Raw genomic sequence first — 25,944 nt, 5'->3', positions numbered from 1 at the left:
TGTTTCACCCCGTCCACTGGAGCCTTGCCGCGATGACTTCTTCTGCCGCACCCGCCGATAGCGGTGCCTGGTCGCCGCTGCGCGAGCCGATCTTTCGTGCCTTATGGCTGGCCATCTTAGGCAGCAACATCGGCACCTGGATCAACGATGTCGCCGCGTCCTGGGTGATGGTCGAACGGACGGGCTCGCCGTTGATGGTGGCGGCGGTGCAGTCGGCCACCACCTTGCCGGTGGTGTTGTTCGCACTGGTGGCCGGCACGCTGGCCGACATCGTCGACCGCCGCCGCTACCTGATGCTTACCCAGGGCTGGATGTTGCTGGTGGCCGCAGCCTTGGCCTTGCTATCGCATCTGCAGTTGCTAACCCCGTGGGTACTGGTGGCATTGACCTTTGCAATGGGCATGGGCGCGGCAATGGCGATGCCTGCGCAGGCGGCAATCGTGTCGGAGCTGGTGCCGCGGCCGATGCTGGCCTCGGCGGTAGCGCTCAATTCGATCGGCATGAACATCGCCCGCTCGATCGGCCCAGCGGTTGGCGGTTTGATCGTGGCGCAATTCGGGCCGCCGTGGGCATTTTTGCTCAATGGCGTGACCTTCGGGCTGATGCTGCTGGTGTTGTGGCGTTGGCGTCGCGATGTGCATATCTCTGCATTGCCGCCGGAGAGCTTCGGCGCGGGCCTGCGTGCCGGTCTGCGCTACGCCGCACGCGCCGGGCGCTTGCAGGCGGTGCTGATCAAGGCCGCCGGGTTCTTCCTGTTCGCCAGCGCGTTGACCGCATTGCTGCCGTTGGTGGTCCGTCGCGACATGCAGTTGGGTGCCGGCAGTTATGGCGTTTTGCTGGGCTGCATCGGCATCGGTGCGATCAGTGGCGCGCTGCTGTTGCCACGCCTGCGTGCGCGCTACGACCGCGACCTACTGGTGTTCGTGGCCACCATCGTGTGCGCAGCCTCATTGCTGGGGCTGGCATTGTCGCGTCAGATCGGAGTGCTGTGCGTGGTGATGGTGGTCAACGGCCTGGCCTGGATCACCGTGCTGTCGTCCTTGCAGATCGCCGCGCAAACGGCGGTGCCTGCCTGGGTGCGCGCACGCGCATTGTCGCTGTACATCGTGGTGTTTTCTGCGGGTATGGCGGCCGGCTCGCTGGTCTGGGGCGCGTTGGCGCAACGCACCTCGATCGCGACAGCCCTGCAGATTGCCGCCGTTGGCGCGGTGATCGCGGCGCTGCTGGTCAAGCGCGCGCGCATTGCCGGCACCGAACAGCTGGACCTCGCCCCTGGCGGACATTGGCCTGTGCCGGCGCAATCGGATGCGGTCGAACACGATCGCGGCCCGGTGCTGGTGACGGTCGAATACCGCATCGCTGCCGATGCGCGCGTAACTTTCCTGCAGCTGATGACGCAACTGGGCAACGCGCGGCGTCGTGATGGTGCGGTGGTCTGGGGTATCGCCGAAGACGCGGCAACACCCGGCGTGCAACTGGAATACTTCATCGTCGCTTCGTGGCTGGAACATCTGCGTCAGCACGAGCGCGTCACCGGCGACGACCGCCAGCTGCAGGAGCAGATCCGCGCCCTGCATCAAGGCGAGCGCGCGCCGGTGGTCCGCCACTTCGTCGGTGGCGGCGGTGTGGCGGTGCCGCCGCACGCCCATGCCGATATCTGAGAACTTCATCAGCACGACGCTCCCGATCGGCCCGGCGCTGAAATCGATGTCGCTTTCTGCTGCCAGGTTGGCCGCGCCTGCCGTGCGTGAGGCCGGTTGCCGGCGCTGGTAACCGGCCTGCGCAGACCCAGGGCCGGAGCGCCTTTTGGCCAAGCGGAGCGGGCGCAACCCGCCTGCTGGCTGCGCCCGATCGGCTTACGGCCAGCCAGGGCAGCGCACGTGTCCTTCAGCGGTCGGCGTATCGCTCGCGCTGCCGATCGACATTGGCTGCGACTGCCTGACCTGCCATTGCTGGCACCGCCATGGCTGAGCATCGCGTTGCCGGTGGTCGTGCTGCGTGGCGGTTTCTTGGGGGCACTGGTTGCTGTGCTCACCTGTGGCTGGCCGGTCCATGCCTGAAGCTGGTCCGTTGCGCGGTGTTGCGACCACGCTGCGAAGGTGCACCGTCGCCATCCCGCTTGCGGTTTCGGCATCTTTGCGCGCACGTCGTGGGTCCGCAAGCTCGCCTGCAGGGGGCGCATTGGGGCGCCACTGGCAACAGGCCTATCGACGCTGAGGCAGCCAGCCTGATCACAACGGACCTGCGCGCAGCAAAGCAACGCGCACCAAAACAAAAGGCCGGCTCTCACGAGCCGGCCTCTGTCTTACGCAGTGAAGCAAGAATCAGCGCTTGGCGAAGGCCAGCAGATCCTTGTTGAACTGATCGGCATGGGTAATGGTCAACCCGTGCGGCGCGCCGGGGTAGATCTTCAGTTCGGCGTTGCTGATGATCTTGGCCGACAACTTGCCCGATGCATCGATCGGCACGATCTGGTCGTCGTCGCCATGCACCACCAGCGCCGGCACGTCGATCTTCTTCAGGTCGGCGGTGTAATCGACCTCGGAGAATTCCTTGATGCAGTCGTACTGACCCTTGTGGCCGCCCAGCATGCCCTGCAGCCAGAACGCATCGCGCATGCCCTGGGTGACCTTGTTGCCGTCACGGTTGGCACCGAAGAACGGCGTGGTCAGGTCCTGATAGAACTGCGAACGGTCCTTGGCAACGCCATCGCGGATGCCGTCGAACACGCTCATCGGCAGGCCGCCCGGATTGGTCGGGCTCTTGACCATCTGCGGCGGCACTGCGCCGACCAGTACCACCTTGGCCACACGCTTGCTGCCATGGCGGCCAACGTAATGCGCCACTTCGCCACCGCCGGTGGAATGGCCGACCAGGATCGCATCCTTCAGGTCCAGCGCGTCGATCACTGCAGCCAGATCGTCCGCATAGGTGTCCATGTCGTTACCGTCCCAGGTCTGCGACGAGCGGCCATGGCTGCGGCGATCGTGTGCGATCACGCGGTAGCCGTGCTGGCCCATGAACAGCATTTGCGGGTCCCAGGCATCGCCGCTGAGCGGCCAACCATGTGCGAAGACGACCGGCTGGCCCTTGCCCCAATCCTTGTAGAAGATATTGGCGCCGTCGGGGCGTTTGACGAAATTGGACATCGGGTTGACTCCGTGAGTGGACGAGTGGGGTGGGGTGGTGGCGCGGGCGCGGGCGCGGGCGCGTGCGGGAGGTGCGGCAGTGGCGAACGCGGGCAGCGACAACGCTGCTACGGCGACCGTGCCGGTGATGAGAAAGCTGCGGCGTCCGGCGTCGGCCGGATGCGCCTCGAACGGATCCATAAACACTCCTGGGGCGAGGGGCATGCAGCCCGGCGATGGCACGATGCGATACGCATCGTGCTTGCATGGGCCCGCGCCACGCGGTGCGACGCAGGCCACGGGCGTGCCGGTGCATGCGAGCAGTAGACCGCCTGCGTCGCAGCGCAGATTGCATCTGCGTGCGCTCTACAGCGGTTATCCCCAGCGTTGCGGATCAGCTCGTTCGCTGCAGTCGATGCGCCGTGATGGATCATTCGGGCATCCACCTCGCACGAACGCAATGCAGCGCCGATCAACGCTCCTCCGTGCATCCTGCCTGGCTCTGCAGCGCACGCAGCTGCCGCATCGCATCGACCACGCCGGTCGTGCTCGCCACTCAGTGCAGCGCAGTGTCCCACAGCAGCTTCAGGTTCAAGCCGACGATCACCGCCGCAATGACCCAGGCGATGCGCACCAGCCACGGCGGTGCCACCAGCGCGCCCATCAACTCACGGTCCGATACGAAGCGCACCAGCGGGATCACCGCAAACGGCAGCTGCATCGACAGCACCACCTGGCTGAGCACCAGGAGCCGCGCGGTACCGGCCTCGCCATACAACCAGGTCACGATCACCACCGGCACGATGGCGATGCCACGTGTCAGCAGGCGGCGCAGCCACGGCGGCAAGCGCAGTTGCAGGAAGCCTTCCATCACGATCTGCCCGGCCAGCGTGGCGGTGACGGTGGAATTGACGCCGGAGGCCAGCAACGCCACTGCGAACAGCGTCGAGGCCAGGCCCACGCCCAGCATCGGCGCGAGCAGGGCATGGGCCTGTTCGATTTCCTGCACATCGGTGCGGCCCTGCGCATGAAACACCGCCGCCGCCAGGATCAGGATCGAGGCGTTGATGAACAGCGCGAACATCAACGCCACGGTGCTGTCGGTCACCGCCCAGCGCAGCGCCGACTTGCGGCCCGCATCGGTGCGCGGATACGCACGTGTCTGCACGATCGACGAATGCAGGTACAGGTTATGCGGCATCACCGTCGCACCGATGATGCCGATCGCCAGATACAGCGCGCGCGGGTCGGCGACCACCTGCGCACGCGGAATGAATCCGCCCAGCACGGCGGCGATCGGTGGTGCCGCCAGCGCGATCTGGACGCCGAAGCAGACGAAGATGATCAACAGCAGCGCGATCACGAACGCTTCCAGCGCACGGAAACCGCGGTTCATCAGCAACAGCACCAGCACCACGTCCACCGCAGTGATGATGGCGCCCACGGTCAGCGGAATGCCGAACAACAGCTTCAACGCGATGGCGGTGCCGATCACCTCGGCCAGATCGCAGGCGATGATCGCCAGTTCGCAGATGCCCCACAGCGCCAGGTTCACTCCGCGCGGATAATGCGCCCGGCATGCCTGCGCCAGGTCCAGCCCGGTTGCGATGCCCAACCGTGCCGACAGGCTCTGCAGCACGATCGCCATCAGGTTGGACAGCAGGATCACCGACAGCAGCAGATAGCCGAACTGCGAGCCGCCGGCCAGGTCGGTGGCCCAGTTGCCCGGGTCCATGTACCCGACCGACACCATGTAGCCCGGGCCCAGGAATGCCAGCAGCCGGAACCACCAGTGGCCGCCCTTGGGTACGGCGACACTGGCGTGGTGATCGCCCAACCCGCCATTGGCCGCGGCAGGCAGGGGGAGGGGCGAGGCGGGTTGAGGACGGAGATCGACGGACATGCGGAGCAGGCAGGCTGGGAGTCACACCGATGATATAGCAAGGGCTATGCTATTGAGCATTGGCAATTTAAATCGTAATGATCGGCTGCGTGCTTCAAACTACGCGTCCCGGCACTGGCGCCGGACGTGATGACGGGGATGAGGGTGGGAAAGAGCGAAAAGCTGGAAGCAGCCGCGCCGGCGCTGATCGACGCGCAGGTGCATATGGAAAGCTTCCGTCAGGTGCGCGAAGCGCGCCGCGCCGAGCTGGTCGAGGACTATGTGGAGCTGATCTCCGATCTGCTGGTCGACGGTGGCGAAGCGCGTCAGGTCGATATCGCCGCGCGCCTGGGCGTGGCGCAGCCGACCGTGGCCAAGATGCTCAAGCGGCTGGTGCGCGACGGCTGGGTGGTGCAGCGCCCGTATCGCGGTGTGTTCCTGACCCCGGCCGGCGAGGCGCTGGCCGCGTCCAGCCGGCAGCGCCATCAGATCGTCGAACGTTTCCTGCTCGCCCTGGGCATCGACGAGGCCACCGCGCGCCGTGACGCCGAAGGCATCGAGCACCATGTCAGCGAAGCCACCGTGGCCGCGTTCGCCGCCTTCCTGGATCGCCAGGGCGGCAGCGCCGCGTGAGCATGCCGGTGGAAACGTCGGTAGACGCGGCGCAGACGCTGATCGACCAGCAGTGGATGCAACGCGCCCTGCAACTTGCCGAGCGTGCCGAACGCGACTTTGACGAGATCCCGGTCGGTGCGCTGCTGATCGATGCCGGGGGCACCGTGCTGGGCGAGGGCTGGAACTTCAATATCGCCAGCCACGATCCCAGCGCGCATGCCGAGATCATGGCCCTGCGCGAAGGCGGCCGCCGCCTGGCCAACCACCGGCTGATCGGCTGCACGCTGTATGTCACGTTGGAGCCGTGCGCGATGTGCGCGATGGCGATGATCCACGCGCGCATCGCGCGGGTGGTATTCGCCGCCAGCGACCCCAAGACCGGCGCCTGCGGCAGCGTGTTCGATCTGCCCGCCGACCCGCGCCATAACCACCGCGTACAGGTCAGCGGTGGCGTGCTGGCCGCCGAGGCCGGCCTGCGCCTGACCAATTACTTCAGGGCCAAGCGCGGCAAGCCGCCCCTCGCGCCCTAAGCGGCGCGGCCGCGGTATGATGCGCGCCCTTCAGCATCCGGCCGGCGACGGCCCTCCACAGGACGGCGATATGGCAGACACCCTTGCAGGCAACGACCGACTGATCTGGATCGATCTGGAAATGACCGGCCTGGATACCGATCGCGATTCCATCATCGAGATCGCCACCATCGTGACCGATGCGCAGTTGAACGTGCTTGCCGAAGGGCCGGAGCTGGCCATCGCCCACCCGCTGGCGACGCTGGAAGCCATGGACGAGTGGAACCGCAATCAGCACCGCCGTTCGGGGCTGTGGCAGCGCGTGCTCGACAGCCAGGTCACCCACGCCCAGGCCGAGGCGCAGACGGTGGCCTTCCTGAGCGAGTGGATCCGCGCCGGCGCCTCGCCGATGTGCGGCAATTCGATCTGCCAGGACCGCCGCTTCCTGCATCGCCAGATGTCGCGCCTGGAGCGCTACTTCCACTACCGCAACCTGGACGTGTCCACCATCAAAGAGCTGGCACGGCGTTGGGCGCCGACGGTGGCCAATGGCTTTGCCAAGAGTTCGGCCCACACCGCGTTGAGCGATGTGCGTGATTCGATCGACGAGCTACGCCACTACCGCCAGTTCATGGGCGCGCTGGGCGGCGATTCCCAGGCCGACTTGCCGGCCTGAGCGCTGGCCACGGCGGCGTTGCGCGCTGTTGGCGTGTTGATTGACGGCGCCCAGTTGCGGATCACGCGCAGGCGTACGTCCGGTAACGTTTGCTGCCGGTCAGGCAGGCAAAAAGCCACATAGTTGCAACGCATCCAATAAAAAGGCCGCATCGTTCGATGCGGCCTTTTGCTTTTCCATCAAGCGATTCAATGCATCAGCGCGCCAGCGGCGGACCCTTGCTCAGGTCGCCGTCGTCGGCGATGCCTTTCAGCAGCAGGTCGGAGATCGGCTTGCCGTCGGCATCGTGGTGATACACGTGCAGGTCGCGCTGCGGATACGGGATGTTGAGCCCGTTTTCCAGCAACTGGTTGCGGATCTGTTCCAGCGTGGTGCTCTTGGCCGCGCCGAAATTGCCGTTGGTCGCATACGCGAACAACATCAGATCCACCGTGCTTTCGCCCAGATTGGTGACCTGCACGAACGGTGCCGGCGACTCCAGGAGGTTCGGATTGTCCTTGGCGATCTGCAGCAACAGCTGCTGGGCTTTCTTCAGATCGTCGCCGTAGCCCACGCCCACGGTCACTTCCAGGCGCCGGTTGGGCAGGGTGCTGTAGTTGACGATCGGCGAGGTGGTGATGGTGCTGTTGGGCAGGGTGATCATGCGCTCGTCGAACGAGCGGATCCGGGTCTGGAAGATCCGGATTTCGTCGACGATGCCTTCCTGGCCGGCGATCACCACATGGTCGCCATCGCGCATCGGCCGCAACACGATCAGCATCACGCCTGCAGCGATATTGGACAGCGAGTCCTTCAACGCCAGGCCGACCGCCAGGCCGGCCGCACCCAGCACCGCGATCAGCGAGGTCGGCGGCACGCCGATCTTGCTCAGCGCGCTCACGAACACCAGCACCAGCAGCAACGCATACAACACGTTGCGCAGGAAGTTGGTCAGCGTGATCTCGATGCGCGCGCGGGTCAGCGCACGGTGCAGCCATTGGCTGAGCTGCTTGGCCAGCCACATGCCGACCACCACGATCAGCAGGGCCAGCCCCCAGTTGAGCGCATATTGCGCCCACGGGATATTGGCCCAGTTGAACGCCGGCTCCGCCGTCTTGGCCGCCACCGGCCTTGCGGCGACTGCTCCCGCAGCCGCCGCCAACACCGCACCCAACATACCCATCAGCTCTCGCTCTTCAACTTGGCCAGACGCAGCCAGGTGTCGACCACGGTGTCAGGATTCAGCGATACCGACTCGATCCCTTCCTGCATCAGCCACTCGGCCAGTTCCGGGTGATCGGACGGCCCCTGGCCGCAGATGCCCACGTACTTGCCCTTGGCGCGCGCCGACTTGATCGCCATCGACAGCAGCTTCTTGACCGCCGGGTTCCGCTCGTCGAACAGATGCGCCACGATCGACGAGTCGCGGTCCAGGCCCAGGGTCAGCTGGGTCAGGTCGTTGGAGCCGATCGAGAAACCATCGAAGATCTCCAGGAATTCATCGGCCAGCAGCGCGTTGGACGGCAGCTCGCACATCATGATGATCTTCAGGCCGTTCTCGCCCTGCTTGAGCCCGTTCTGCTCCAGCACCTCGATCACCTTGCGGCCTTCTTCCAGCGTGCGCACGAACGGGATCATCACCCAGAGGTTGTCCAGGCCCATCTCGTTACGCACCTTCAGCACCGCCTTGCACTCCAGCGAGAAGGCCTTGGTGAAGGACGGATCGACGTAGCGGCTGGCGCCACGGAAGCCGATCATCGGGTTCTCTTCATGCGGTTCGTAACGCGAGCCGCCGATCAGGTTGGCGTACTCGTTGGACTTGAAGTCCGACAGGCGCACGATCACCGTGTTCGGTGCCACCGAGGCGGTCAGCGTTGCGATGCCCTCGGCCAGGCGATTGACGTAGAAGCTCACCGGGTCGCCGTAGCCGGCGGTCTTGGCGTCGATCTTCTTGCGGACGTCAGCGTCCTGCTTGTCGTATTCCAGCAGCGCGTTGGGATGGATGCCGATGTGCGCGGCAATGATCATTTCCAGACGCGCCAGGCCGATGCCGGCGTTGGGCAACTGGCCGAAGTCGAACGCGCGCTCCGGGTTGGCCACGTTCATCATGATCTTGAGCGGGGCAGGCGGCATGTTGCCCAGGTCGGTGGTGGTGCGCTCGAACGGCAGCAGGCCGTCGTAGATGAAGCCGGTATCGCCTTCGGCGCAGCTCACCGTCACTTCCTGACCGTCGCTGATCACATCGGTGGCGTTGCCCGAGCCGACCACGGCCGGCACGCCGAGTTCGCGCGCGATGATCGCCGCGTGGCAGGTGCGGCCGCCGCGGTTGGTGACGATGGCCGAGGCTCGCTTCATCACCGGCTCCCAATCGGGATCGGTCATGTCGGCGATCAAGACGTCGCCGGCCTGCACGCGATTCATGTCGTCCAGCGAGCGCACCACGCGTGCCACGCCGCTGCCGATCTTGGCGCCTACCGCACGGCCTTCGACCAGGATCTTGGCGTCCTTGGCTTCCAGCGAGAAACGCTCGATCTGGGTGGCATGGCTGCGCGACTTCACGGTTTCCGGACGCGCCTGCACGATGAACAGCTTGCCGCTGACACCGTCCTTGGCCCACTCGATGTCCATCGGGCGGCCGTAATGCTTTTCGATCACCAGCGCCTGCTTGGAAAGCTCCTGCACGTCTTCGTCGCTGATCGAGAAGGTGCTGCGCAGTTCCACCGGCGTGTCTTCGGTACGCACGCGCTCGCCGGGCACATCCGAGTAGACCATGCGGATCGCCTTGCTGCCGAGCGAGCGGCGCAGGATCGCCGGCTTGCCTGCGGTCAGCGTGGGCTTGTAGACGTAGAACTCGTCCGGGTTAACCGCACCTTGCACCACCATCTCGCCCAGACCGAAACTGGAGGTGACGAACACCACGTCGCGGAAGCCCGATTCGGTGTCCAGCGTGAACAGCACGCCAGCCGCACCGACGCCCGAGCGCACCATCAACTGCACGCCGGCCGACAGGAACACGTCTTCGTGCTTGAAGCCATGATGCACGCGGTAGGCGATTGCGCGGTCGTTGTAGAGGCTGGCGAACACTTCCTTGACCTTGTGCACGACATCGTCGGCACCAGTCACGTTGAGGAAGGTCTCCTGCTGGCCGGCGAACGAGGCATCGGGCAGATCTTCGGCAGTGGCCGACGAACGCACCGCCACGGCCACTTCGCCACCGCCATTTTCAGCACACAGCTGTGCGTACGCGGTGCGGATATCGCGGTCCAGTTCCGGCTGCAGCGGAGCATCGATCACCCAGCCGCGGATTTCCTTGCCGGCAACGGTGAGGGCGCCAACGTCCTCGACATCCAGCGTCGCCAGCTTGTCGAAGATGCGCTTGGACAGATCGTTATGCGCGATGAAGTCCTTGAAAGCCTCGGCAGTGGTCGCATATCCACCGGGAACCGAAACGCCAAGCCCGGCCAGGTTGCCGATCATCTCGCCGAGCGAGGAATTCTTACCACCTACGCGGGCCAGATCGGCCAGGCGTAGCTCATGCAACCACAGGATATTCTCGTTCAAGCGCGATGCTCCGTATGGCCATCGCCCGAGCGGGCTGGATGGCCGCGTCCGTAGGAAGAAGCCGCTATGATGCAGTGCACAGCGGAATCTGCACAAGCATGAACCCGTAAGTTTTGGACACCAGTTCAAAGAGGTGGTCTTGATGTCAACAATTCGACCGGTGTTCTACGTCTCCGATGGAACCGGTATCACCGCTGAAACGATTGGGCATAGCCTGCTCACGCAGTTCAGTGGATTCAACTTCGTCACCGACCGCATGTCGTTCATTGATGATGCAGAAAAAGCGCGCGATGCGGCGCTGCGGGTGCGCGCGGCAGGTGAGCGGTACCAGGTGCGCCCGGTGGTGGTCAATTCCTGCGTCGATCCCCAGCTGAGCATGATCCTGGCCGAAAGCGGCGCCTTGATGCTGGACGTGTTCGCGCCCTTCATCGAGCCGCTGGAACGCGAACTCAATGCGCCGCGGCATTCGCGCGTGGGCCGTGCGCACGGCATGGTGGACTTCGAGACCTATCACCGCCGCATCAACGCGATGAACTTCGCGCTGAGCCACGATGACGGTATCGCACTCAATTACGACGAGGCCGACGTGATCCTGGTGGCGGTGTCGCGCGCCGGCAAGACGCCGACCTGCATCTACCTGGCATTGCATTACGGCATCCGTGCCGCCAACTACCCGTTGACCGAGGAAGATCTGGAAAACGAGCGCCTGCCTCCGCGCCTGCGCAATTACCGCAGCAAGTTGTTCGGCCTGACCATCGACCCGGAGCGGTTGCAGCAGATCCGCCAGGAGCGGCGCGCCAATTCACGCTACAGCGCGGCAGAGACCTGCCGGCGCGAGGTGGCCACCGCCGAGCGCATGTTCCAGATGGAGCGCATTCCGACCTTGAGCACCACCAATACCTCGATCGAGGAAATTTCCAGCAAGGTGTTGTCCACGCTGGGGCTGCAGCGCGAGATGTTTTGAGGCGGGAATTGGTTGGCGGGATTGGGGATTGGGCCGCGCGTAGCGTATTCACGATCCGGAGCTGCCGTGACGTGTCACGGTCGGTAGGCGAGCGTCAAGCAAATCAAGCGGGCGGGGCAGGGCTCCGCCAAGGTAGGCCGCCGGTGGCCGGTCGTCAATGCTGCCCGTGCGGCAGCGCAGCGTGTAGGATCGGTTCATGGCGCAAGCACTGAGTAAACTCGAACGCATCCCCAAGTTGAGCCGGTTCGGCTGGCTGATGGGCTTGTACGCAGAAAACTTCCAGCATCTGACCCGGCTGTTCGCACCGGCCGACCTCGCTCCCGGCTCCTATGTCTCGTCGATCGGCGATGGGCTGGACCTGCGTCTGGACGTGATCGAGTGCCACCGCTACACGGTCGAGCTGCGGCTGACCTACGACCTGTGCGATCCCGTCACCGGCGAGCCTGACCCGTCGGCCTACGTGCGCCTGTACCGCGATGCGCGCCAGGCCGAGACCACCCATTGCTACGTCGGCCGTCGCTGGCAGGACGTGATGGGCATGTTCCCGCCGCCGGCCGAGCTGATCAGCCACCGCATGCGCATGAACACGTTCCTGGGCAAGTGGCTGGACTATCTGGCCGAGCGCGGCCATGGCGTGGCTACCTTGCGTCTGGATACCGACTACGTTGCGCCACCGCGCCCGGGCTCGCAGGCTGCGGTCGGCTGAGGCTGCGCCACGCCGCTTGCACAGCATCGGTCATACTGATGCGCTCGATTCCAGCTCGCCCGCCATGCCCTATACCCCCATCGTCGCCACGCTCGGCTACCTGTTGTCGCCCGACGGCACACAGGTGTTGATGATCCATCGCAATGCCCGCCCCGGCGATCAGCACCTGGGCAAATACAACGGGCTCGGTGGCAAGGTGGAGCCGGACGAGGACGTACTGGCCGGCATGCGCCGCGAGATCCGCGAAGAGGCCGGCGTGGAGTGCGGCGACATGCAGCTGCGCGGCACCATCAGCTGGCCGGGCTTTGGCAAGCAGGGCGAGGACTGGCTGGGCTTCGTGTTCCTGATCCGCAGCTTCGAAGGCGAGCCGCAGGCTTCCAACCCGGAAGGCACGCTGGAATGGGTGGCGATCGACCGCATGGACCAGGTGCCGATGTGGGAAGGCGACCGCAATTTCCTGCCACTGGTCTTCGATGGCGACCCGCGTCCGTTTCACGGCGTGATGCCGTATCGCGACGGGCGCATGCAGTCGTGGACGTATTCGCGCATCTGAGCGAGATTGAGGGGGGGGGGCGCAGCCACCCAGGCGAGCGCGGCTGTTACCGCTGGCTGGCGCGGTCACCGCAGTGCCGGACTTGCGTGTCGTCTCCATTCGCCATGGATGTCGTTTCATCGGCGCTAATGCCACGCGATCGACCTGGCGAGCGCAACCGCAAGCCGGCGCTGCATGCTGTGGCGACCTGCCGCCTGCATTCGCCTCCACGCACTTCTCCACACCGGTTGTGGATGAAGTCTGCGCAAGTCTGTGGACAACTGCGCGCACGCCTTGCGGCGCAAGGCGGCCACGCAAGCTGGTGAAAATTTCGCCAGCTGTGCTTACTGCGCGGTCCAGCCGCCATCGATGGCGATCGTCTGCCCGGTGATGTTGCGCGCGGCATGCGACATCAGGAACGCGACCGTGCCGGCGAGTTCGTCGTAGTCGATGAAGGCGCCCTTGGGCATCGGCTTGAGCATCACATCGCGAATCACTGCGTCTTCGGCGATGCCGCGCGTGCGCGCCTGGTCGGCGATCTGGCGCTCCACCAGCGGGGTGCGCACATAGCTCGGGCACAGCGTGTTGACGGTGATGTCGCAGTCGGCGGTTTCCAGGGCGATGACCTTGGCCAGGCCGACCAGGCCGTGCTTGGCGGCGACATACGCGCTCTTGTACGGGCTGGCGACCAGCGAGTGGATGCTGCCGATGTTGACGATGCGCCCGTAGCCGGCCGCGCGCATGCCGGGCAGGAGCGCGCGGCTGAGCCGTGCGGCGCCGGTCAGCATCACATCCACCAGCAAGGCCCAGCGCTGCATCGGAAAGTCTTCCAGCGCGGCAACCTGCTGCAGGCCGGCATTGTTGACCAGCACCTGCGGCGCGCGCGTCACGCGCGCCAAGGCCTGCGCGATGCCGTGGTCATCGGTTACGTCCAGCGCCAGTGCTTCGGCCGAGCCGCCGGTGTCGCGCAGGCGCTGCGCGGTGCGTTCGGCTGCCGCCAGGTCCATATCGCTGACGATCAGATGGTGGCCGCCGGCGGCCAGCTCGGTGGCGATGCCGGCGCCGATGCCGCTGCCTGCGCCGGTGATCAGGATGCTGCGCTTCATGCTGTCCTCGGTGTCGATCGTGTTCGGCCGGAGCGGCCACGCTGATCGCCAGCCTAGCCGATAGCGTGAAACGGTCGCCTGCATGGCGTGCGCGCGTTACCCTTTGCGCCTCGATCACCTCAGGCTGCGCATGAAACGCCATTTCTCGATGCTGCGCGATTTCCAACTCGCGGACTGGTTCACCCTGGCCAACGCCTTCTGCGGCACCGGCGCGGTGTTCGCGTCGATGCGCTTTCTGCAGGAAGGCCATCGCGGCGACCTGCTGCTGGGCATGGCGCTGATCCCGCTGGCGTTCGTGTTCGATGCGCTGGACGGGCATGTGGCGCGCTGGCGCAAGGCGTCCTCGACCCTGGGCCGCGAGCTGGACTCACTGGCCGACGTGATCTCGTTCGGGGTGGCGCCGGCAGCGCTGGGCTATGCCTGCGGCATGCGCGGCGGCTGGGATTGGTTGGTGCTGAGCTATTTCGTCTGCTGCGGCGTGAGCCGGCTGGCGCGCTACAACGTGACTGCCGAAGAGATCGCCGGCGAGGCCGACAAGGTGCCGTACTTCGAAGGCACCCCGATCCCCACCAGCCTGCTGCTGGTGATCCTGCTGGCGGTGGCCGCCAGCAGCGGCCATATCGGCCAGACCTTGTGGTGGGGCCAGTGGCAGCTCGGGCCGTGGCAGTTGCACCCGTTGGTGCTGCTGTTTGCAGTGTCCGGCTCGCTGATGATCAGCAAGACGCTGCGCATCCCCAAACCCTGACCGGTACGGCCGGGCACACGCGGTAGGATGGCTGGTGGACAGTCACGGGAAGGGATCATGGCAACCAGCGGTTCGGACAACGGCAACTTCGAAGACAAGGCGCGCCAGTACTGGAGCGCCTGGGGAGATGCCATGCGCCACGGCCAGTCCGGCGCCGCTGCACAGCCCGGTGCCGTTCCCGGGGCGGGGCCGGGCAGCGACGCACCGCAGGATTGGCGCAAGGCGATGGACTGGTGGTCGCAACTGCTGCCCACCCAGGCCGCACCGCAGGCGCAGGAGGCCATCGACCGCTTCCGTCATCAGGCCGGCGACTGGTTCGGCACCATGCAGCAGGTGGCCGCGCAGTTTGCCGGGCGCGACACCTCGGCCAATGAGGTCTCCGAAGCCTGGCGACGTGCCGTGCAGGGGCAGGGCGAGCAGCTGATGCAGTGGACGCTGGGCTCGCTGCGTGGCGGCAGCCCAGGCGGCTTCGACCCGTGGCTGCAGGACGCTGCGCAGGCGCTGGCGAAGTGGCGGGAAGAAAACGCGCCCTGGCTGGACATGCCGGCATTCGGCGTGAGCCGCAATCACCAGGCCCGCCTGCAGACGCTGGCCCGTGCGCAGCAGGAGTACCAGGCGCAATCGCAGGCCTATGGCGAACAACTCAAGTCGGCCATCGAGCAGGCGTTCGGCCGGTTCGCCTCCAAGCTGGGCGAGCACGAAAGCAGCGGCAGTCAGCTGACCAGTGCGCGTGCCTTGTTCGATCTGTGGATCGAGGCCGCCGAAGAGTCGTATGCCGACGTCGCCCTGTCCGACCAGTTTCGCGAGGTCTACGGCGGCTTTGCCAATGCGCATATGCGCCTGCGCGCCGCACTGCAGGAAGAGGTGGAGCAGTTGAGCGAGCGTTTCGGGATGCCGACGCGTTCGGAGATGGACGCCGCGCATCGCCGCATCGCCGAGCTGGAACGTGCGGTGCGGCGCATGCTGCGCACTGCGGCCAGCCCGGCCGGCAAGCCGGCTGCAGCGGTGGCTGACCCGGTTGCGCCGGCCACGGCCAGGCGCACGCCGGCAGCCAGGGCGGACACTGCGCCCAAGCCGGCTGCGGCGACCAGCCCGGCCAAGAAACCGCCAGCGAAAACCGCCCCAGCCAAGAACACGAAGGCGGCCAAAAGCGCCGCCAGGCCATCGGCCGGCACAGCTTCCGGTAAGTCGACCGCACGCAAGCCACGTGGAGCGCAGACATGAAAGGCCCGTTGGGATTCAGCGCCGAAGACCTGATGCAGGAAACCCTGTCGATGCAGCGCAAGCTGCGCGAGGGGCTCAAACTGCTGCCCGGCGTGGAAGACGTGGATTACGGCGTGACCGAGCGCGAGGAAATCTGGCGCGACGGCAAGGTGGTGCTGTACCGCTTTGTCGGCGAGCAGGCGCCGGTGGCCAGGACGCCGCTGCTGATAGTCTATGCGCTGGTCAACCGCCCCTACATGGTCGATCTGCAGGCCGACCGCTCGCTGGTCAAGGGTCTGCTGGGCCACGGCCAGGACGTCTACGTGCTGGATTGGGGCTACCCGGACCGCTCCGAGCGTTACCTCACCCTGGAGGATTATCTGCTGCGCTATATCGATGGCGCGGTGGATCACCTGCGCGCACAGTCGGGGCTGGAGGCAGTCGATGTGCTCGGCATCTGCCAGGGTGGCACGTTTGCGCTGTGCTATGCGGCGCTGCAGCGGCCGAAGGTGCGCAACCTGATCACCATGGTCACGCCGGTGGATTTCCACACCCCCGACAACATGCTCTCCAACTGGGCGCGCATGGTCGATGTGGATCTGTTCGTGGACACCATGGGCAACGTGCCGGCGGATCTGATGAACGCCAGTTACCTGATGCTCAAGCCGTTCCGGCTGAATCTGCAGAAGTACGTCGGCTTGCTCGACATCCTCGACGACAAGCAGGCGCTGGAAGATTTCCTGCGCATGGAAAAGTGGATCTTCGATTCGCCCGATCTGGCCGGCGAGGCGTTCCGCGAGTTCGTCACCCAGTTCTATCAGCGCAATGGGCTGGTGACCGGGCAGGTGCGCATCGGCGGGGAGGCGGTCGACCTGCAGGCGGTGGACATGCCGGTGCTCAACATCTACGCCGAACACGATCACCTGGTGCCGCCCGACGCCTCGCGTGCATTGCGCGGCCTGGTCGGCAGCGACGATTACACCGAGCTGAGTTTCCGCGGCGGGCATATCGGCATCTACGTCTCCGGACGTGCGCAGCGCGAGGTGCCGGTGGCGATCCACCGCTGGTTGCAGGAGCGTGGCGGCAACGCGTGATGCGGCTTGGGGGGTGCGCTGTGCCTACAGCGAGCAGCCGCAGCCGTCACAAGGCGCAGCCGCTGCGCTTTTTAGACTGGGCAACACGTTCGAAGGAGCCTTCCATGGCCACGACCACCGCATTGTCCCGTTCCCTCAACGACCGCATGATCGCCGGCGTGGTCGGCGGCATCGCCCGCCGCTTCGGCTGGAGCTCCACGCTGTTGCGGGTGCTGTTCGTGATCGTGTCGATCGCCTCGGCCGCGTTCCCCGGCATCCTGGTCTATCTGATCCTGTGGCTGCTGATCCCCAACCAGGCCGACTGACGCCCGCCCGGCGCCGGTGGTCGTCCGTGCAGGTGCTGGGCGCGTTGTGGACGCTGCCCAATACCTTGCTCGGCCTTGCCATCGGTGCCGCCGGCAGCTGTTTCGGCGCGCGTCCGCGCTGGTCCGGGCAGGAACTGGCCGTGGTGTTCCATGCCTGGCCATGGGGACCGGGCGGGGCAATGACGCTAGGCAATGTGATCCTGCTCAAGGGCGCCTCACTGGATCTGCAGTGCAGCACGTATGCGCATGCGGCAGGGCATTGTCAGCACCCGCCGGTGCGCCTGGGCGACCACGAACGTGCGCATGTCTACCAGTACATGCTGCTCGGACCGTTGTTTTTGCCGGTGTATCTGCTGTGCGGCGGCATCCACGTACGCAATCCGCTGGAACGGGCCGCCGACGCATATGCGCTGCACGGCCACGGCTGGTGGCCGTGGGGGTCTCAGCGCAACCGCGAGAAACCGAACAGGTCCGATAACGGGTGAGGCCTGCCTTCCAGTTGCGCGCGCAATAAGCCTGCGCCGATCGCGCTGTAGGTGATGCCGTTGCCGCCGTACGCCATCGCGAACGACACCCGCGGCCCATGTTGCGGATGCGGGCCGAAGAATGGCAGTCCATCGGCGGTTTCGGCGAAGGTGCCGCCCCAGGCGAACACCGGGCGCAGGCTGATGTCCGGCATCGTCCGGTGGATCTTCTTCAGCAGCGTCTTCAGCTTGCGCATGACACGTGCGTCGCGACGTGCGGGCAGATCGATGTTGTCGTCTTCGCCGCCGGCCACCACGCGTCCATCCGGCGTGCTGCGCAGGTAGAGATAGGGACGCGCGGTTTCCCACATCATGGTGTGCTTGAGCGCGCCCATCTCGCCGTCGTGCAGCGGATCGGTCACGAATGCGTAGCTGCTGCGGTTACGTGCCACGCGCTGCGACAGCCACTGCTGGTTTGCGTAGCCTGCGGCCATGATGACGTGCCGGGCGCGCAGCGTGACCTCGTCGCGGGTGCGCAACGCGACATGCCGGTCGTGGGGTGTGAGGGTGGCGATCGCGGTGCGGTCGTAGATGCGCGCGCCGTAATGCTCGCCTTCTGCAAACAGGCGGTAGCACAGCCGATACGGATCGACGCTGGCGGCCAGGCGGCTGAGGATCGCGCCCTCGGAGCGTACGCCGTAGTTGTGCCACAACGGCGCGCGCTCGATCCATTCGACCGGAAGAGTGTGGATTTTTCGCACCTGCAGTTCGCTGCGTAGGTCGTCGAGATCCCGCGACCGGCTGGCGTAGTACAGGCTGTCCTGACGGCTGAAGTCGCAACCGCCCAGCGTATTGCAAAGGCCTTGCAGGTCGAGCACGGCTTGCGCGCATGCAGCGTATGCCAGCGCTGCTGCCGGCATGCCGTAATGCCTGGCCAACTCGATCATCGGTGTGTCGATTTCGTACTGCAGCAAGGCGGTACTGGCCGAGGTACTGCCCCAGCCGATCTCGCGCTGCTCGACCACCACCACCTCGTGCCCGTGCTTGAGCAGTTCGTGCGCGATCAGCGCGGCGGTGACCCCGCCGCCGATGATGGCCACCTCGCAATCGGTGTCCCGCTCCAGACGCGGATAGGCGCGCATCAACCCGTTGCGGATCGGCCAGAACGGGTAGCCACTTTTGAGGTCCATGCGGTGTCGTACGTGCGGGAGGAGCGCAATTGGACCGGCAGGTCGGGTGAAGCGGTTGTGCAGACAGGCGAGGGGATCCCGCCGTCACCAAACCGCAAACAGCCGGCGTTAACGTGCGTGGAAAGCTCCTCACGGCACGGTCGTTATGCTCGCGCCACTAACGTAGTCACAGTTGTTAATGAGGGTGTGGGCATGTCGATCGTTCTGTACGTCGGTGGCAGCAAAGATGGCGACAAGGGAGTTGTGCCTTACGGGTTCAGCAAGTCGCGCGCGATGACCGACGCCGGCCCGGAGATCTATGTCGAGCGCATGGTGCCGTTGAAGGATGTCGGCAAGATCCGCGTGATGGCACTGGAATCGCTGCACGAAAGTATCCTGGTTGAGCGCGCGGCCACGCATTACGCAGGTCGCGCCAGCTAAGCGCAGCCGACCGGACGAGTGCGCTCACTGTCAGTGGGCGCAAAGTGTCCACTGCTGCAGGTATCGCAACGGTACTTCAGCGCTTCCGCACCATCGGTAACCACCTGACGATCGCCCGCTAGCGCTTGTCAGCCATCGATGGGCGCGCCGGCATAGGGTTATGGCGATCCTGTCAACGGGTTCCCGCGGCGGGCCAGCACTGCGAAAATGCTTTTTTCAGTGAAGCGGCTCCGGCCGCGCCGCCATGCACGACAGCCAGCTTGCCCAGCAGATCGCTCGCACCATCGCCGACGAGATCGGTGCCCAACCCGCCCAGGCGCGCGCCGCCATTGCCCTTCTCGACGAAGGCGCCAGCGTTCCGTTCATCGCGCGCTACCGCAAGGAAGTCACCGGTGGGCTGGACGATACCCAGCTGCGCAATCTGGAAACGCGCCTGACCTATCTGCGCGAGCTGGAAGAGCGCCGCGCGGCGATCCTGTCCAGCATCGGCGAGCAGGGCAAACTCAGCGAAGAATTGCGCGCCGAGATCGTGGCGGCCGACAGCAAGTCGCGGCTGGAAGACCTGTACCTGCCTTACAAGCCCAAGCGCCGCACGCGTGCGCAGATTGCGCGCGAAGCCGGTCTGGAGCCGCTGGCCGATGGCCTGCTGGCCGACCCGAACCAGGCGCCGGAAGTCGCTGCTGCGGCGTACATTGACGCAGAAAAGGGCGTGGCCGATATCAAGGCAGCGCTGGAAGGCGCACGCGCCATCCTGATGGAGCGCTGGGGCGAAGATGCCGCCCTGGTGGGTGAGCTGCGCAGCTGGTTGAACGACAACGGCGTGATCCGCGCGCGCGTTGCCGAGGGCAAGGAAGAGGCCGGTGCCAAATACCGCGATTACTTCGATCATGCCGAATCGCTGTCCAAGATTCCCTCGCACCGCTTGCTGGCGCTGTTTCGTGCGCGCCGCGAGGAGTTCCTGTACCTGGATCTGGAGCCGGGCAACGATGCCGAGGCCGGCCATCAGTACGCCGAGGGCCGTGTGGCGCGCAATGCCGGCATCTCCAACCAGAACCGTCCGGCCGATCGCTGGTTGCTGGATGCCTGCCGGCTGACCTGGCGCGCGAAGCTGCACATGCATCTGCTGCTGGACCTGTTCAACCAGGCGCGGGAGAAGGCCGAGGCCGAGGCGATCGCCGTGTTCGGCGACAACCTCAAGGACCTGATGCTGGCCGCGCCGGCCGGTCCGCGCGTGGTGCTGGGGCTGGACCCGGGTATCCGTACCGGTTGCAAGATCGCCGTGGTCGATGCCACCGGCAAGCTGGTGGCCACCGAGACGATCTACCCGCACGAGCCCAAGCGGCAATGGGAGCAGTCGCTGCAGACGATCAAGAAGCTGTGCATGCAGCACAACGTGGAGCTGATTGCGATCGGCAATGGCACCGCCAGCCGCGAGACCGACAAGCTCGCCGGTGAGGCGATCGCGCTGTGCGGGGCGAGCAAGCTGCAGAAGATCGTGGTCAGCGAAGCCGGTGCGTCGGTGTATTCGGCGTCCGAGTTTGCTGCCAAGGAGTTTCCCAACCTGGACGTGTCGCTGCGCGGTGCGGTGTCGATTGCGCGGCGCCTGCAGGATCCGCTGGCCGAGCTGGTCAAGATCGAGCCCAAGGCGATCGGCGTGGGCCAGTACCAGCACGACGTGGATCAATATCGTCTGGCCAAGGCACTGGAGGCGCGCGTGGAAGACTGCGTCAATGCGGTCGGCGTATACGTCAATACCGCGTCGGCGGCGCTGCTGTCGCGCGTATCCGGGCTGTCGAGCACGGTGGCGGAAAACATCGTGCGCCATCGCGACGACAACGGTCCGTTCAAGCGCCGCAAGGACCTGCTCAAGGTGCCGCGTCTGGGCGACAAGACCTTCGAACAATGCGCCGGTTTCCTGCGCATCGCCGATGGCGACGAGCCGCTGGACGTGTCGGCGGTGCATCCGGAAGCCTATCCGGTGGTCGAGCGCATCGTCGGCAGCACCGGCAAGCCGATCAAGGCCCTGCTGGGCGATGGCAGCTTCCTGCGTGGACTCAAGCCGGAGCTGTTCACCGACGAGCAGTTCGGTGTACCGACCGTGCGCGACATCCTCAAGGAGCTGGAAAAACCCGGCCGCGATCCGCGCCCCGAATTCAAGGCGGCACAGTTCGCCGAAGGCATCGAGGACATTAAGCACCTTAAGCCCGGCATGGTGCTCGAAGGCGTGGTCAGCAACGTGGCCGCATTCGGCGCGTTCGTCGACATCGGCGTGCATCAGGATGGCCTGGTGCACATCTCCGCGTTGTCGGACACCTTCGTCAAGGATCCGCGCGATGTGGTCAAGGCCGGCGACATCGTCAAGGTCAAGGTGCTGGAAGTGGACGTGGCGCGCAAACGCATCGCACTGACCTGCCGTCTGTCCGATACGCCACCGCCGGCCGATGCCGCAGCCCAGTCGCGCGATCAGCGCGGCAACGGCGGCACGGGGCAGGGCCGCCGCGAGGGTGGCGGTGGGCGTGGCCCGGCGCAGGGCAACAGCAAGCCGCGCACCACTGCGCCGCCGGCCGACAACGCGCTGGCCGCGGCATTCGCACGCGCCAAGCGCGGCTGAGTCAGCGTGCCCGGCGGCTGCCCTGGCGTGGCTGGGCAGTGTAGATAGACCCGCTCGCAAGGCGGCGGGTCTGCTGCTGCGATTGGATCGCGCTTGGGCAGGATGATCTGCAACTTGGCTGCGGGTCCATGCACTCCGACCACCGCGGTGCGCCTATGCAGATACGATCAGTCGTAAGGCGGCTGGTCTGAGGCCTTGCTGCAGGGCCCTTGTCCGCCCACCATCGCAGGACACGCCGCAAGTACGTCCATGTAGGCTCTTACGCGGCATCCATACCGCGTAAGGTCCCGCGACGGTGGGCGGGCAAGGACCTGTTGGGATGGTCGGTGTGTGTGCTGCAAGCAGCACGTGGTTGACCACGCTGTTTTATTGCGTTTCCAGGCGATCTCACGCCTCGCTGCGTAGCGCGCGCGTCGGCAAGATCAGGCGTTCGATCAGGTCGACCAGGCCGGGTGGTTCCACCGGCTTGCCCATGTGCGCATCGAATCCGGCGACCACAGCGCGGTCGCGGTCTTCTTCGCGCACATAGGCGGTGAGGGCGATCGCAGGGATGTGCCGCGGCAGGTCGGCGCGGCCGGAGCGCACGGTGCGGATCAAGTCGTAGCCGTCGCGCACCGGCATGGCGATATCGCTGACCAGCACATCGAAGGGCGTCTCTGCCAGGCATTGTTCGGCCGCTTCCACCGAGCCGGCCGCCTGCACCTGCGCGCCGGCAAGCATCAGAAACTGCGCCACCGCCTCGCGCGAATCCTGGTCGTCGTCGACCAGCAGCAGGCGCACGCCATCCAGGCGCCCGAGACAATCACTCGGCAGCGGACCGACCTGCAGCGACCCGGCCGACGCGGGACGCAGATCGCTGACCCCGTGCTGGAACGGCAGCACGATGGTGAAGGTCGACCCCTTGCCTTCGCCCGCACTGGAGGCACCCAGGCTGCCGCCGTGCAGATCGACCAACTGGCGCGAGATCGACAAGCCCAGCCCCAGCCCGCCCACGCGCCGCGTGGTGCCGGCATCGGCCTGCCGAAAGCGGTCGAATACATGCGGCAGGAACTCGGCTGCAATCCCGATGCCGGTGTCCTGCACGCACAGTCGCAGCCGTTCGTCCTCGATGTCCAGCGCCACCCGCACCGTTCCGCCGGGTGAGGTGAATTTGAGCGCATTGCTGAGCAGGTTGGACAGCACCTGCTGCAGCCGCCCGGCATCGCCGAAGAACCACAGCTCGCCCTCGCCGGGTGCATCCAGTTCCAGCGCGATGTCGCGCGCCAGTGCAGACGGCTGCATCAACTCCACCGTACTGCGCATCAGTCCTGCGATATCGAAGTGCTCTGCCTGCAGACGAATTTTGCCGGACAGGATCGCACTCATGTCGAGCAGGTCGTCGATGATCTGCGTCTGCGCACGCGCACTGCGTTCGATGATAACCAGCCCCTTGCCCAGATTGGCCGGCTCGAACACCTCCGACTGCATCAACCGCGACCAGCCCAGGATGGCATTGAGCGGCGTGCGCAATTCGTGGCTGAGCGTGGCCAGGAACTCGTCCTTGACCCGGTTGGCATGCTCGGCCTGGCTGCGTGCGACAGTCTCGGCCTGCAGCGATTGCTTGAGCTTGGCATCCACGCGCGTACGCTCGATGACGATGCCGGCCAGATGCGATGCAGAGCGCGCCATCGCCTGTTCGCGCAGCGAGGGCAGGTGGACGCGGTCGTAGTAGATGTTGAGCGTGCCCAGCACCTGGCCGTTGCTGTCCAGGATGGGCGTCACGCAGCAGGCGACGATGCCCAGCGCCGCCGAAATCGCGTGGTGGTCGCTGAAGCTGGGGTCGGCCTGGATGTCCTCGCAGATCACCTGCTGACCGAGATAGGCCGAGCGCGCGCACGGCGGCCCGTTCGGCCCGATCGGCGAGGCTTCGAAATGCCCGCGGTACTCGACCGGAAAATGCGGCGCCGAGCCGAAGCTCAGCATCTTGCGTACGTCATCCAGCACCATCACCGCGCAATACAGCGCAATCTCGCCACGCGCTTCCACGCTCGCTGCGATGGCGTCCAGCACTACCGGCAGCGGCGCGCCGGTGGTGATCAGGCTCAGGATGGCGCGATCGGAGGCGGTTTCATCCTCGATCAGCTTGCGTTCGGAGATATCGGTCAGCGAGCCGATATGGCCGAGGAAGCGTCCGTCGCTGGCGAAATGCGGCGACGCGGTATCGATGCACCAACGGTATTGCCCGTCGTGACGACGTACGCGGTACTCGGCCAGGAACTCGCCTCGCTGCTCCAAGGCCTGGCCGAATGCGTGGCGCACGCGTTCGGCGTCGTCCGGATGCATCACATCCCACCAGCCCTGGTCCATTGCCTGGTCTTCGGCCTGCCCGGTGAAGTGGTACCAGCGCGGATTCCAGTACACGCAGTCGCCCTGCGCATCGGCCATCCAGATCATTGCCGGCACCGTCTCGCACAAGGCGCGGAAGCGCACTTCGCTTTCGCGCAGCTGTTGCTCGAACGCACGGCGGTCATGGATATCGGTGTAGGTGCCGATCCACTCGCTGATGCTGCCGTCGTCGCCGCGCACGGGCAGGGCACGCGCCAGATGCCAGCGCCGCTGGCCATCGTGGCGTTGCAGCTCGCACTCCATTTCGTAGGCGCGTTCGCCCTCGATGGCCAACGCCCAGGCCTGCGCAGACAGCTGCAGGCCATCGGCGGTGTGTGCCTGGTGCCACGCGGCGGTCTGGTAGTCGGCAGGATCCAGTCCGGTGTATTCGTACCAGCGCCGGTTGAAGTAATGCGGCTCACCCTCCGGGTCGGCAATGAAGATGATCTGTGGCAGCGTATCGGCCAGTCGGCGTAGCCGCGCCTCGTTGGCGGCCACTTGCTGCTGCGCCTTGGCGCGTTGCATGGATTCCCAGCAGCGCGCCGCAACCAGGCGGACCAGCTCGATCTCGGCGGACAGCCAGCGCCGCGGTGCGCGCTGATGCACGCCGATGGCCGCGACCAGGCGGCCGTGTTTGTGCAGCGGAATCGCCAGCGACGCGCGCAGGCCGGAGCGTCGATACTGCTGCGCCACGTAGTCCGGTGCGCCGGGCGCCATCGCATCGGTGGTGAACCAGGGGCGATTCTCCAGCAGGGCGTCGCGCAGGCCCTGCGCCACTTCCAGCGGAAAATCGCCCTGCAGGCTAGGCATGTCCTGCACATGGTCGCTGATCACGTGCATGGTTCTGCCGTCGGCCGCCGCCAGGCCGAACGCGCAGCGATTGACCTGCAGATGCTCGCCCAGCAAGCGCACGCTGGTATCGATGATCTGACGCGGATCGGAAACGTTTTGCAGCGCGTCTTCGAGCATCAGCAGGAAACTGTCGCGACTTGCCATGCTGCGTTGCTGGGTGACATCGAATCCGTGCACCAGGATCGCGTCAATGCGGCCGTCGCGCTCGCGCATCGGCTGATACAGGAAATCCACGAAGGTCTGATCGAGCGCATTGCCGGGCGTGCGCTGCAGATAGGCGGACATCGACTCGCCGATGAAGGGGCGGCCGCTGCGCCGCACCTCATCGAGCAGCTCGAGATAGCCCTGGTCTGCGACTTCCGGCATCGCCTCGAGCAACGGCCGGCCGAGCAACGGTCGCTGGCCGACCAGCTCGTGGAAGCGTTGGTTCGCGCTTTCGATGATGTAGCCGGGTCCCCGCAGCACCGCCATGAAGGCCGGCGACTGGTCGAGCGAAGGCGACACCGCTGCGGGCGCGGACTCGCGACGGGGCGGCCCTGCAGCAGGGGCGGGCGTGCCGGCGACATACAGCATGCCCAGAGGTTTGCCGGCCTGCAGCACCGGGCTGCAGGACCACGTCGACAGCGTCAATGCTGCACGCGCATCGGCATCGCTGTGGTTGGCTTCAGCGCAGTCTGCAAGTTCCGCCAAGGGTTGGCCGAATGCTGCCGGGTGGCGTTCACCCAACAGCGCGGCGCAGGCATCGTTGTAGATGCAGCGCGACTGCTCGCCCCAGACCAGCAACATTGGCGCCTGTGCATGCAGGCACAGCGAAAGCGTCGTGCGCAGCGCTGGGCTGTCGCGTAGCAGCGGGTCGGCGGCGCATGCGGACGATGCCAGCAACAGCCCGGCTGTCTCGCACGTCTCCGGCAACAGACCGGCAAACGGCGACACGGCGATATCCATTGGTGACCTGCCCATCATGCCTGGATGCACGATTCTAGTGGCAAGCGAGCCGTGATCGAGGGGGTGAGGCAGCCGGCGCGACCGCGCGATGAG

21 protein-coding genes are annotated in these 25,944 nt (G+C 65.8%); 14 read left to right on the top strand and 7 right to left on the bottom strand.

Annotated features, from left to right (window positions below; all coding sequences use genetic code 11):
• Positions 1 to 32 precede the first annotated feature (32 nt).
• Entirely contained in the window at positions 33 to 1,661 is a 1,629-nt protein-coding gene (locus tag ACCQ04_RS11280) for an MFS transporter (RefSeq protein ID WP_226427715.1), read from the top strand.
• A 663-nt stretch (positions 1,662 to 2,324) separates the two neighbouring features.
• On the opposite strand, the gene ACCQ04_RS11275 is transcribed toward ACCQ04_RS11280, so the two are convergent.
• Together ACCQ04_RS11275 and ACCQ04_RS11270 are read right to left on the bottom strand one after the other, a co-directional pair.
• Positions 2,325 to 3,149 carry an alpha/beta fold hydrolase gene (locus ACCQ04_RS11275; protein WP_024939189.1) on the bottom strand — a complete coding sequence of 275 codons (825 nt, stop codon included), beginning with the start codon at positions 3,147 to 3,149 and terminating at the stop codon, positions 2,325 to 2,327.
• Between the two features lie 535 nt (positions 3,150 to 3,684).
• Positions 3,685 to 5,031 (bottom strand): Nramp family divalent metal transporter, encoded by a 1,347-nt coding sequence (locus ACCQ04_RS11270; protein ID WP_226427716.1) that lies wholly within the window; start codon positions 5,029 to 5,031, stop codon positions 3,685 to 3,687.
• Between the two features lie 144 nt (positions 5,032 to 5,175).
• Between ACCQ04_RS11270 and mntR the strand changes: the two genes are divergently transcribed.
• The 3 genes from mntR (at position 5,176) to orn (ending at position 6,810) form a co-directional block, all read left to right on the top strand.
• Positions 5,176 to 5,643, top strand: coding sequence for a manganese-binding transcriptional regulator MntR (gene mntR, locus ACCQ04_RS11265; RefSeq protein ID WP_024939187.1), 468 nt, complete (start codon positions 5,176 to 5,178; stop codon positions 5,641 to 5,643).
• A gap of 2 nt (positions 5,644 to 5,645) precedes the next feature.
• Positions 5,646 to 6,155 (top strand): tRNA adenosine(34) deaminase TadA, encoded by a 510-nt coding sequence (tadA, locus tag ACCQ04_RS11260; RefSeq protein WP_102256631.1) that lies wholly within the window; start codon positions 5,646 to 5,648, stop codon positions 6,153 to 6,155.
• 70 nt (positions 6,156 to 6,225) lie between these two features.
• Positions 6,226 to 6,810 (top strand): oligoribonuclease, encoded by a 585-nt coding sequence (gene orn / locus ACCQ04_RS11255; protein WP_054592974.1) that lies wholly within the window; start codon positions 6,226 to 6,228, stop codon positions 6,808 to 6,810.
• Positions 6,811 to 7,006: 196 nt separating this feature from the next.
• Here orn and ACCQ04_RS11250 read toward each other — a convergent pair whose 3' ends face one another.
• Together ACCQ04_RS11250 and ppsA are read right to left on the bottom strand one after the other, a co-directional pair.
• Positions 7,007 to 7,972 carry a mechanosensitive ion channel family protein gene (locus tag ACCQ04_RS11250; RefSeq protein WP_016905101.1) on the bottom strand — a complete coding sequence of 322 codons (966 nt, stop codon included), beginning with the start codon at positions 7,970 to 7,972 and terminating at the stop codon, positions 7,007 to 7,009.
• Positions 7,972 to 10,350 (bottom strand): phosphoenolpyruvate synthase, encoded by a 2,379-nt coding sequence (gene ppsA / locus ACCQ04_RS11245; RefSeq protein WP_104593323.1) that lies wholly within the window; start codon positions 10,348 to 10,350, stop codon positions 7,972 to 7,974. Before ppsA ends, ACCQ04_RS11250 begins: the two co-directional genes overlap by 1 nt.
• A 142-nt stretch (positions 10,351 to 10,492) precedes the next feature.
• Between ppsA and ppsR the strand changes: the two genes are divergently transcribed.
• The 3 genes from ppsR to ACCQ04_RS11230 all read left to right on the top strand — a co-directional run bounded on the left by ppsR (position 10,493) and on the right by ACCQ04_RS11230 (position 12,573).
• Positions 10,493 to 11,314 carry a posphoenolpyruvate synthetase regulatory kinase/phosphorylase PpsR gene (gene ppsR / locus ACCQ04_RS11240; protein WP_024939184.1) on the top strand — a complete coding sequence of 274 codons (822 nt, stop codon included), beginning with the start codon at positions 10,493 to 10,495 and terminating at the stop codon, positions 11,312 to 11,314.
• A gap of 196 nt (positions 11,315 to 11,510) precedes the next feature.
• Positions 11,511 to 12,020, top strand: a complete 510-nt coding sequence (locus ACCQ04_RS11235) for a DUF1249 domain-containing protein (protein ID WP_016904415.1) — start codon at positions 11,511 to 11,513, stop codon at positions 12,018 to 12,020.
• A gap of 64 nt (positions 12,021 to 12,084) precedes the next feature.
• A complete protein-coding gene (locus tag ACCQ04_RS11230) occupies positions 12,085 to 12,573 on the top strand; it encodes an NUDIX hydrolase (RefSeq protein ID WP_065031556.1) in 489 nt (162 codons plus the stop codon).
• Positions 12,574 to 12,896: 323 nt separating this feature from the next.
• Here the strand turns inward: ACCQ04_RS11230 and ACCQ04_RS11225 are convergent, their stop codons facing one another.
• Entirely contained in the window at positions 12,897 to 13,658 is a 762-nt protein-coding gene (locus tag ACCQ04_RS11225) for a 3-hydroxybutyrate dehydrogenase (RefSeq protein ID WP_226427717.1), read from the bottom strand.
• 82 nt (positions 13,659 to 13,740) lie between these two features.
• On the opposite strand from ACCQ04_RS11225, the gene ACCQ04_RS11220 reads away from it, so the two are divergent.
• From ACCQ04_RS11220 to ACCQ04_RS11200, 5 genes are all read left to right on the top strand, one after another.
• On the top strand, positions 13,741 to 14,403 hold the full coding sequence (locus ACCQ04_RS11220) for a CDP-alcohol phosphatidyltransferase family protein (protein WP_180969739.1): 663 nt from the start codon (positions 13,741 to 13,743) through the stop codon (positions 14,401 to 14,403).
• A 54-nt stretch (positions 14,404 to 14,457) separates the two neighbouring features.
• Positions 14,458 to 15,627: a class III poly(R)-hydroxyalkanoic acid synthase subunit PhaE gene (gene phaE, locus ACCQ04_RS11215; RefSeq protein WP_226427742.1), complete on the top strand. Its 1,170-nt coding sequence runs from the start codon at positions 14,458 to 14,460 to the stop codon at positions 15,625 to 15,627.
• On the top strand, positions 15,624 to 16,700 hold the full coding sequence (locus ACCQ04_RS11210; RefSeq protein ID WP_024938704.1) for a class III poly(R)-hydroxyalkanoic acid synthase subunit PhaC: 1,077 nt from the start codon (positions 15,624 to 15,626) through the stop codon (positions 16,698 to 16,700). The genes phaE and ACCQ04_RS11210 overlap by 4 nt, the downstream gene beginning before the upstream one ends.
• A gap of 104 nt (positions 16,701 to 16,804) precedes the next feature.
• The gene (locus tag ACCQ04_RS11205; RefSeq protein WP_016904409.1) at positions 16,805 to 17,005 is read left to right on the top strand and encodes a PspC domain-containing protein; all 201 of its coding nucleotides are present in this window, start codon (positions 16,805 to 16,807) and stop codon (positions 17,003 to 17,005) included.
• Positions 16,975 to 17,490: a hypothetical protein gene (locus ACCQ04_RS11200; RefSeq protein ID WP_104574702.1), complete on the top strand. Its 516-nt coding sequence runs from the start codon at positions 16,975 to 16,977 to the stop codon at positions 17,488 to 17,490. The genes ACCQ04_RS11205 and ACCQ04_RS11200 overlap by 31 nt, the downstream gene beginning before the upstream one ends.
• Here ACCQ04_RS11200 and ACCQ04_RS11195 read toward each other — a convergent pair.
• On the bottom strand, positions 17,448 to 18,659 hold the full coding sequence (locus ACCQ04_RS11195) for an NAD(P)/FAD-dependent oxidoreductase (RefSeq protein ID WP_226427718.1): 1,212 nt from the start codon (positions 18,657 to 18,659) through the stop codon (positions 17,448 to 17,450). The genes ACCQ04_RS11200 and ACCQ04_RS11195 overlap by 43 nt on opposite strands.
• Positions 18,660 to 18,851: 192 nt before the next feature.
• Here ACCQ04_RS11195 and ACCQ04_RS11190 point away from each other — a divergent pair, with 192 nt between their 5' ends.
• Both ACCQ04_RS11190 and ACCQ04_RS11185 read left to right on the top strand, forming a co-directional pair.
• Entirely contained in the window at positions 18,852 to 19,079 is a 228-nt protein-coding gene (locus tag ACCQ04_RS11190) for a hypothetical protein (RefSeq protein WP_016904406.1), read from the top strand.
• Positions 19,080 to 19,323: 244 nt separating this feature from the next.
• Positions 19,324 to 21,690 carry a Tex family protein gene (locus tag ACCQ04_RS11185; protein ID WP_226427719.1) on the top strand — a complete coding sequence of 789 codons (2,367 nt, stop codon included), beginning with the start codon at positions 19,324 to 19,326 and terminating at the stop codon, positions 21,688 to 21,690.
• A 387-nt stretch (positions 21,691 to 22,077) separates the two neighbouring features.
• Here ACCQ04_RS11185 and ACCQ04_RS11180 read toward each other — a convergent pair whose 3' ends face one another.
• The gene (locus tag ACCQ04_RS11180; RefSeq protein ID WP_506191516.1) at positions 22,078 to 25,788 is read right to left on the bottom strand and encodes a PAS domain S-box protein; all 3,711 of its coding nucleotides are present in this window, start codon (positions 25,786 to 25,788) and stop codon (positions 22,078 to 22,080) included.
• Positions 25,789 to 25,944 lie beyond the last annotated feature (156 nt).

Source organism: Xanthomonas sp. NCPPB 2866 (genome assembly GCF_041475745.2).
GTDB lineage: Bacteria > Pseudomonadota > Gammaproteobacteria > Xanthomonadales > Xanthomonadaceae > Xanthomonas > Xanthomonas arboricola.
This window is presented reverse-complemented; position numbering and strand designations above follow the sequence as displayed.

Coding starts and splice junctions, on each gene's coding strand:
- ACCQ04_RS11205 (WP_016904409.1), top strand. CDS start 16,805: ATGGCCACGACCACCGCATTGTCCCGTTCCCTCAACGACCGCATGATC.
- ACCQ04_RS11280 (WP_226427715.1), top strand. CDS start 33: ATGACTTCTTCTGCCGCACCCGCCGATAGCGGTGCCTGGTCGCCGCTG.
- ACCQ04_RS11195 (WP_226427718.1), bottom strand. CDS start 18,659: ATGGACCTCAAAAGTGGCTACCCGTTCTGGCCGATCCGCAACGGGTTG.
- ppsR (WP_024939184.1), top strand. CDS start 10,493: ATGTCAACAATTCGACCGGTGTTCTACGTCTCCGATGGAACCGGTATC.
- orn (WP_054592974.1), top strand. CDS start 6,226: ATGGCAGACACCCTTGCAGGCAACGACCGACTGATCTGGATCGATCTG.
- ACCQ04_RS11210 (WP_024938704.1), top strand. CDS start 15,624: ATGAAAGGCCCGTTGGGATTCAGCGCCGAAGACCTGATGCAGGAAACC.
- ACCQ04_RS11185 (WP_226427719.1), top strand. CDS start 19,324: ATGCACGACAGCCAGCTTGCCCAGCAGATCGCTCGCACCATCGCCGAC.
- ACCQ04_RS11190 (WP_016904406.1), top strand. CDS start 18,852: ATGTCGATCGTTCTGTACGTCGGTGGCAGCAAAGATGGCGACAAGGGA.
- ACCQ04_RS11235 (WP_016904415.1), top strand. CDS start 11,511: ATGGCGCAAGCACTGAGTAAACTCGAACGCATCCCCAAGTTGAGCCGG.
- ACCQ04_RS11225 (WP_226427717.1), bottom strand. CDS start 13,658: ATGAAGCGCAGCATCCTGATCACCGGCGCAGGCAGCGGCATCGGCGCC.
- tadA (WP_102256631.1), top strand. CDS start 5,646: ATGCCGGTGGAAACGTCGGTAGACGCGGCGCAGACGCTGATCGACCAG.
- ACCQ04_RS11230 (WP_065031556.1), top strand. CDS start 12,085: ATGCCCTATACCCCCATCGTCGCCACGCTCGGCTACCTGTTGTCGCCC.
- ACCQ04_RS11220 (WP_180969739.1), top strand. CDS start 13,741: ATGGCGTGCGCGCGTTACCCTTTGCGCCTCGATCACCTCAGGCTGCGC.
- ACCQ04_RS11270 (WP_226427716.1), bottom strand. CDS start 5,031: ATGTCCGTCGATCTCCGTCCTCAACCCGCCTCGCCCCTCCCCCTGCCT.
- ACCQ04_RS11250 (WP_016905101.1), bottom strand. CDS start 7,972: ATGGGTATGTTGGGTGCGGTGTTGGCGGCGGCTGCGGGAGCAGTCGCC.
- ACCQ04_RS11275 (WP_024939189.1), bottom strand. CDS start 3,149: ATGTCCAATTTCGTCAAACGCCCCGACGGCGCCAATATCTTCTACAAG.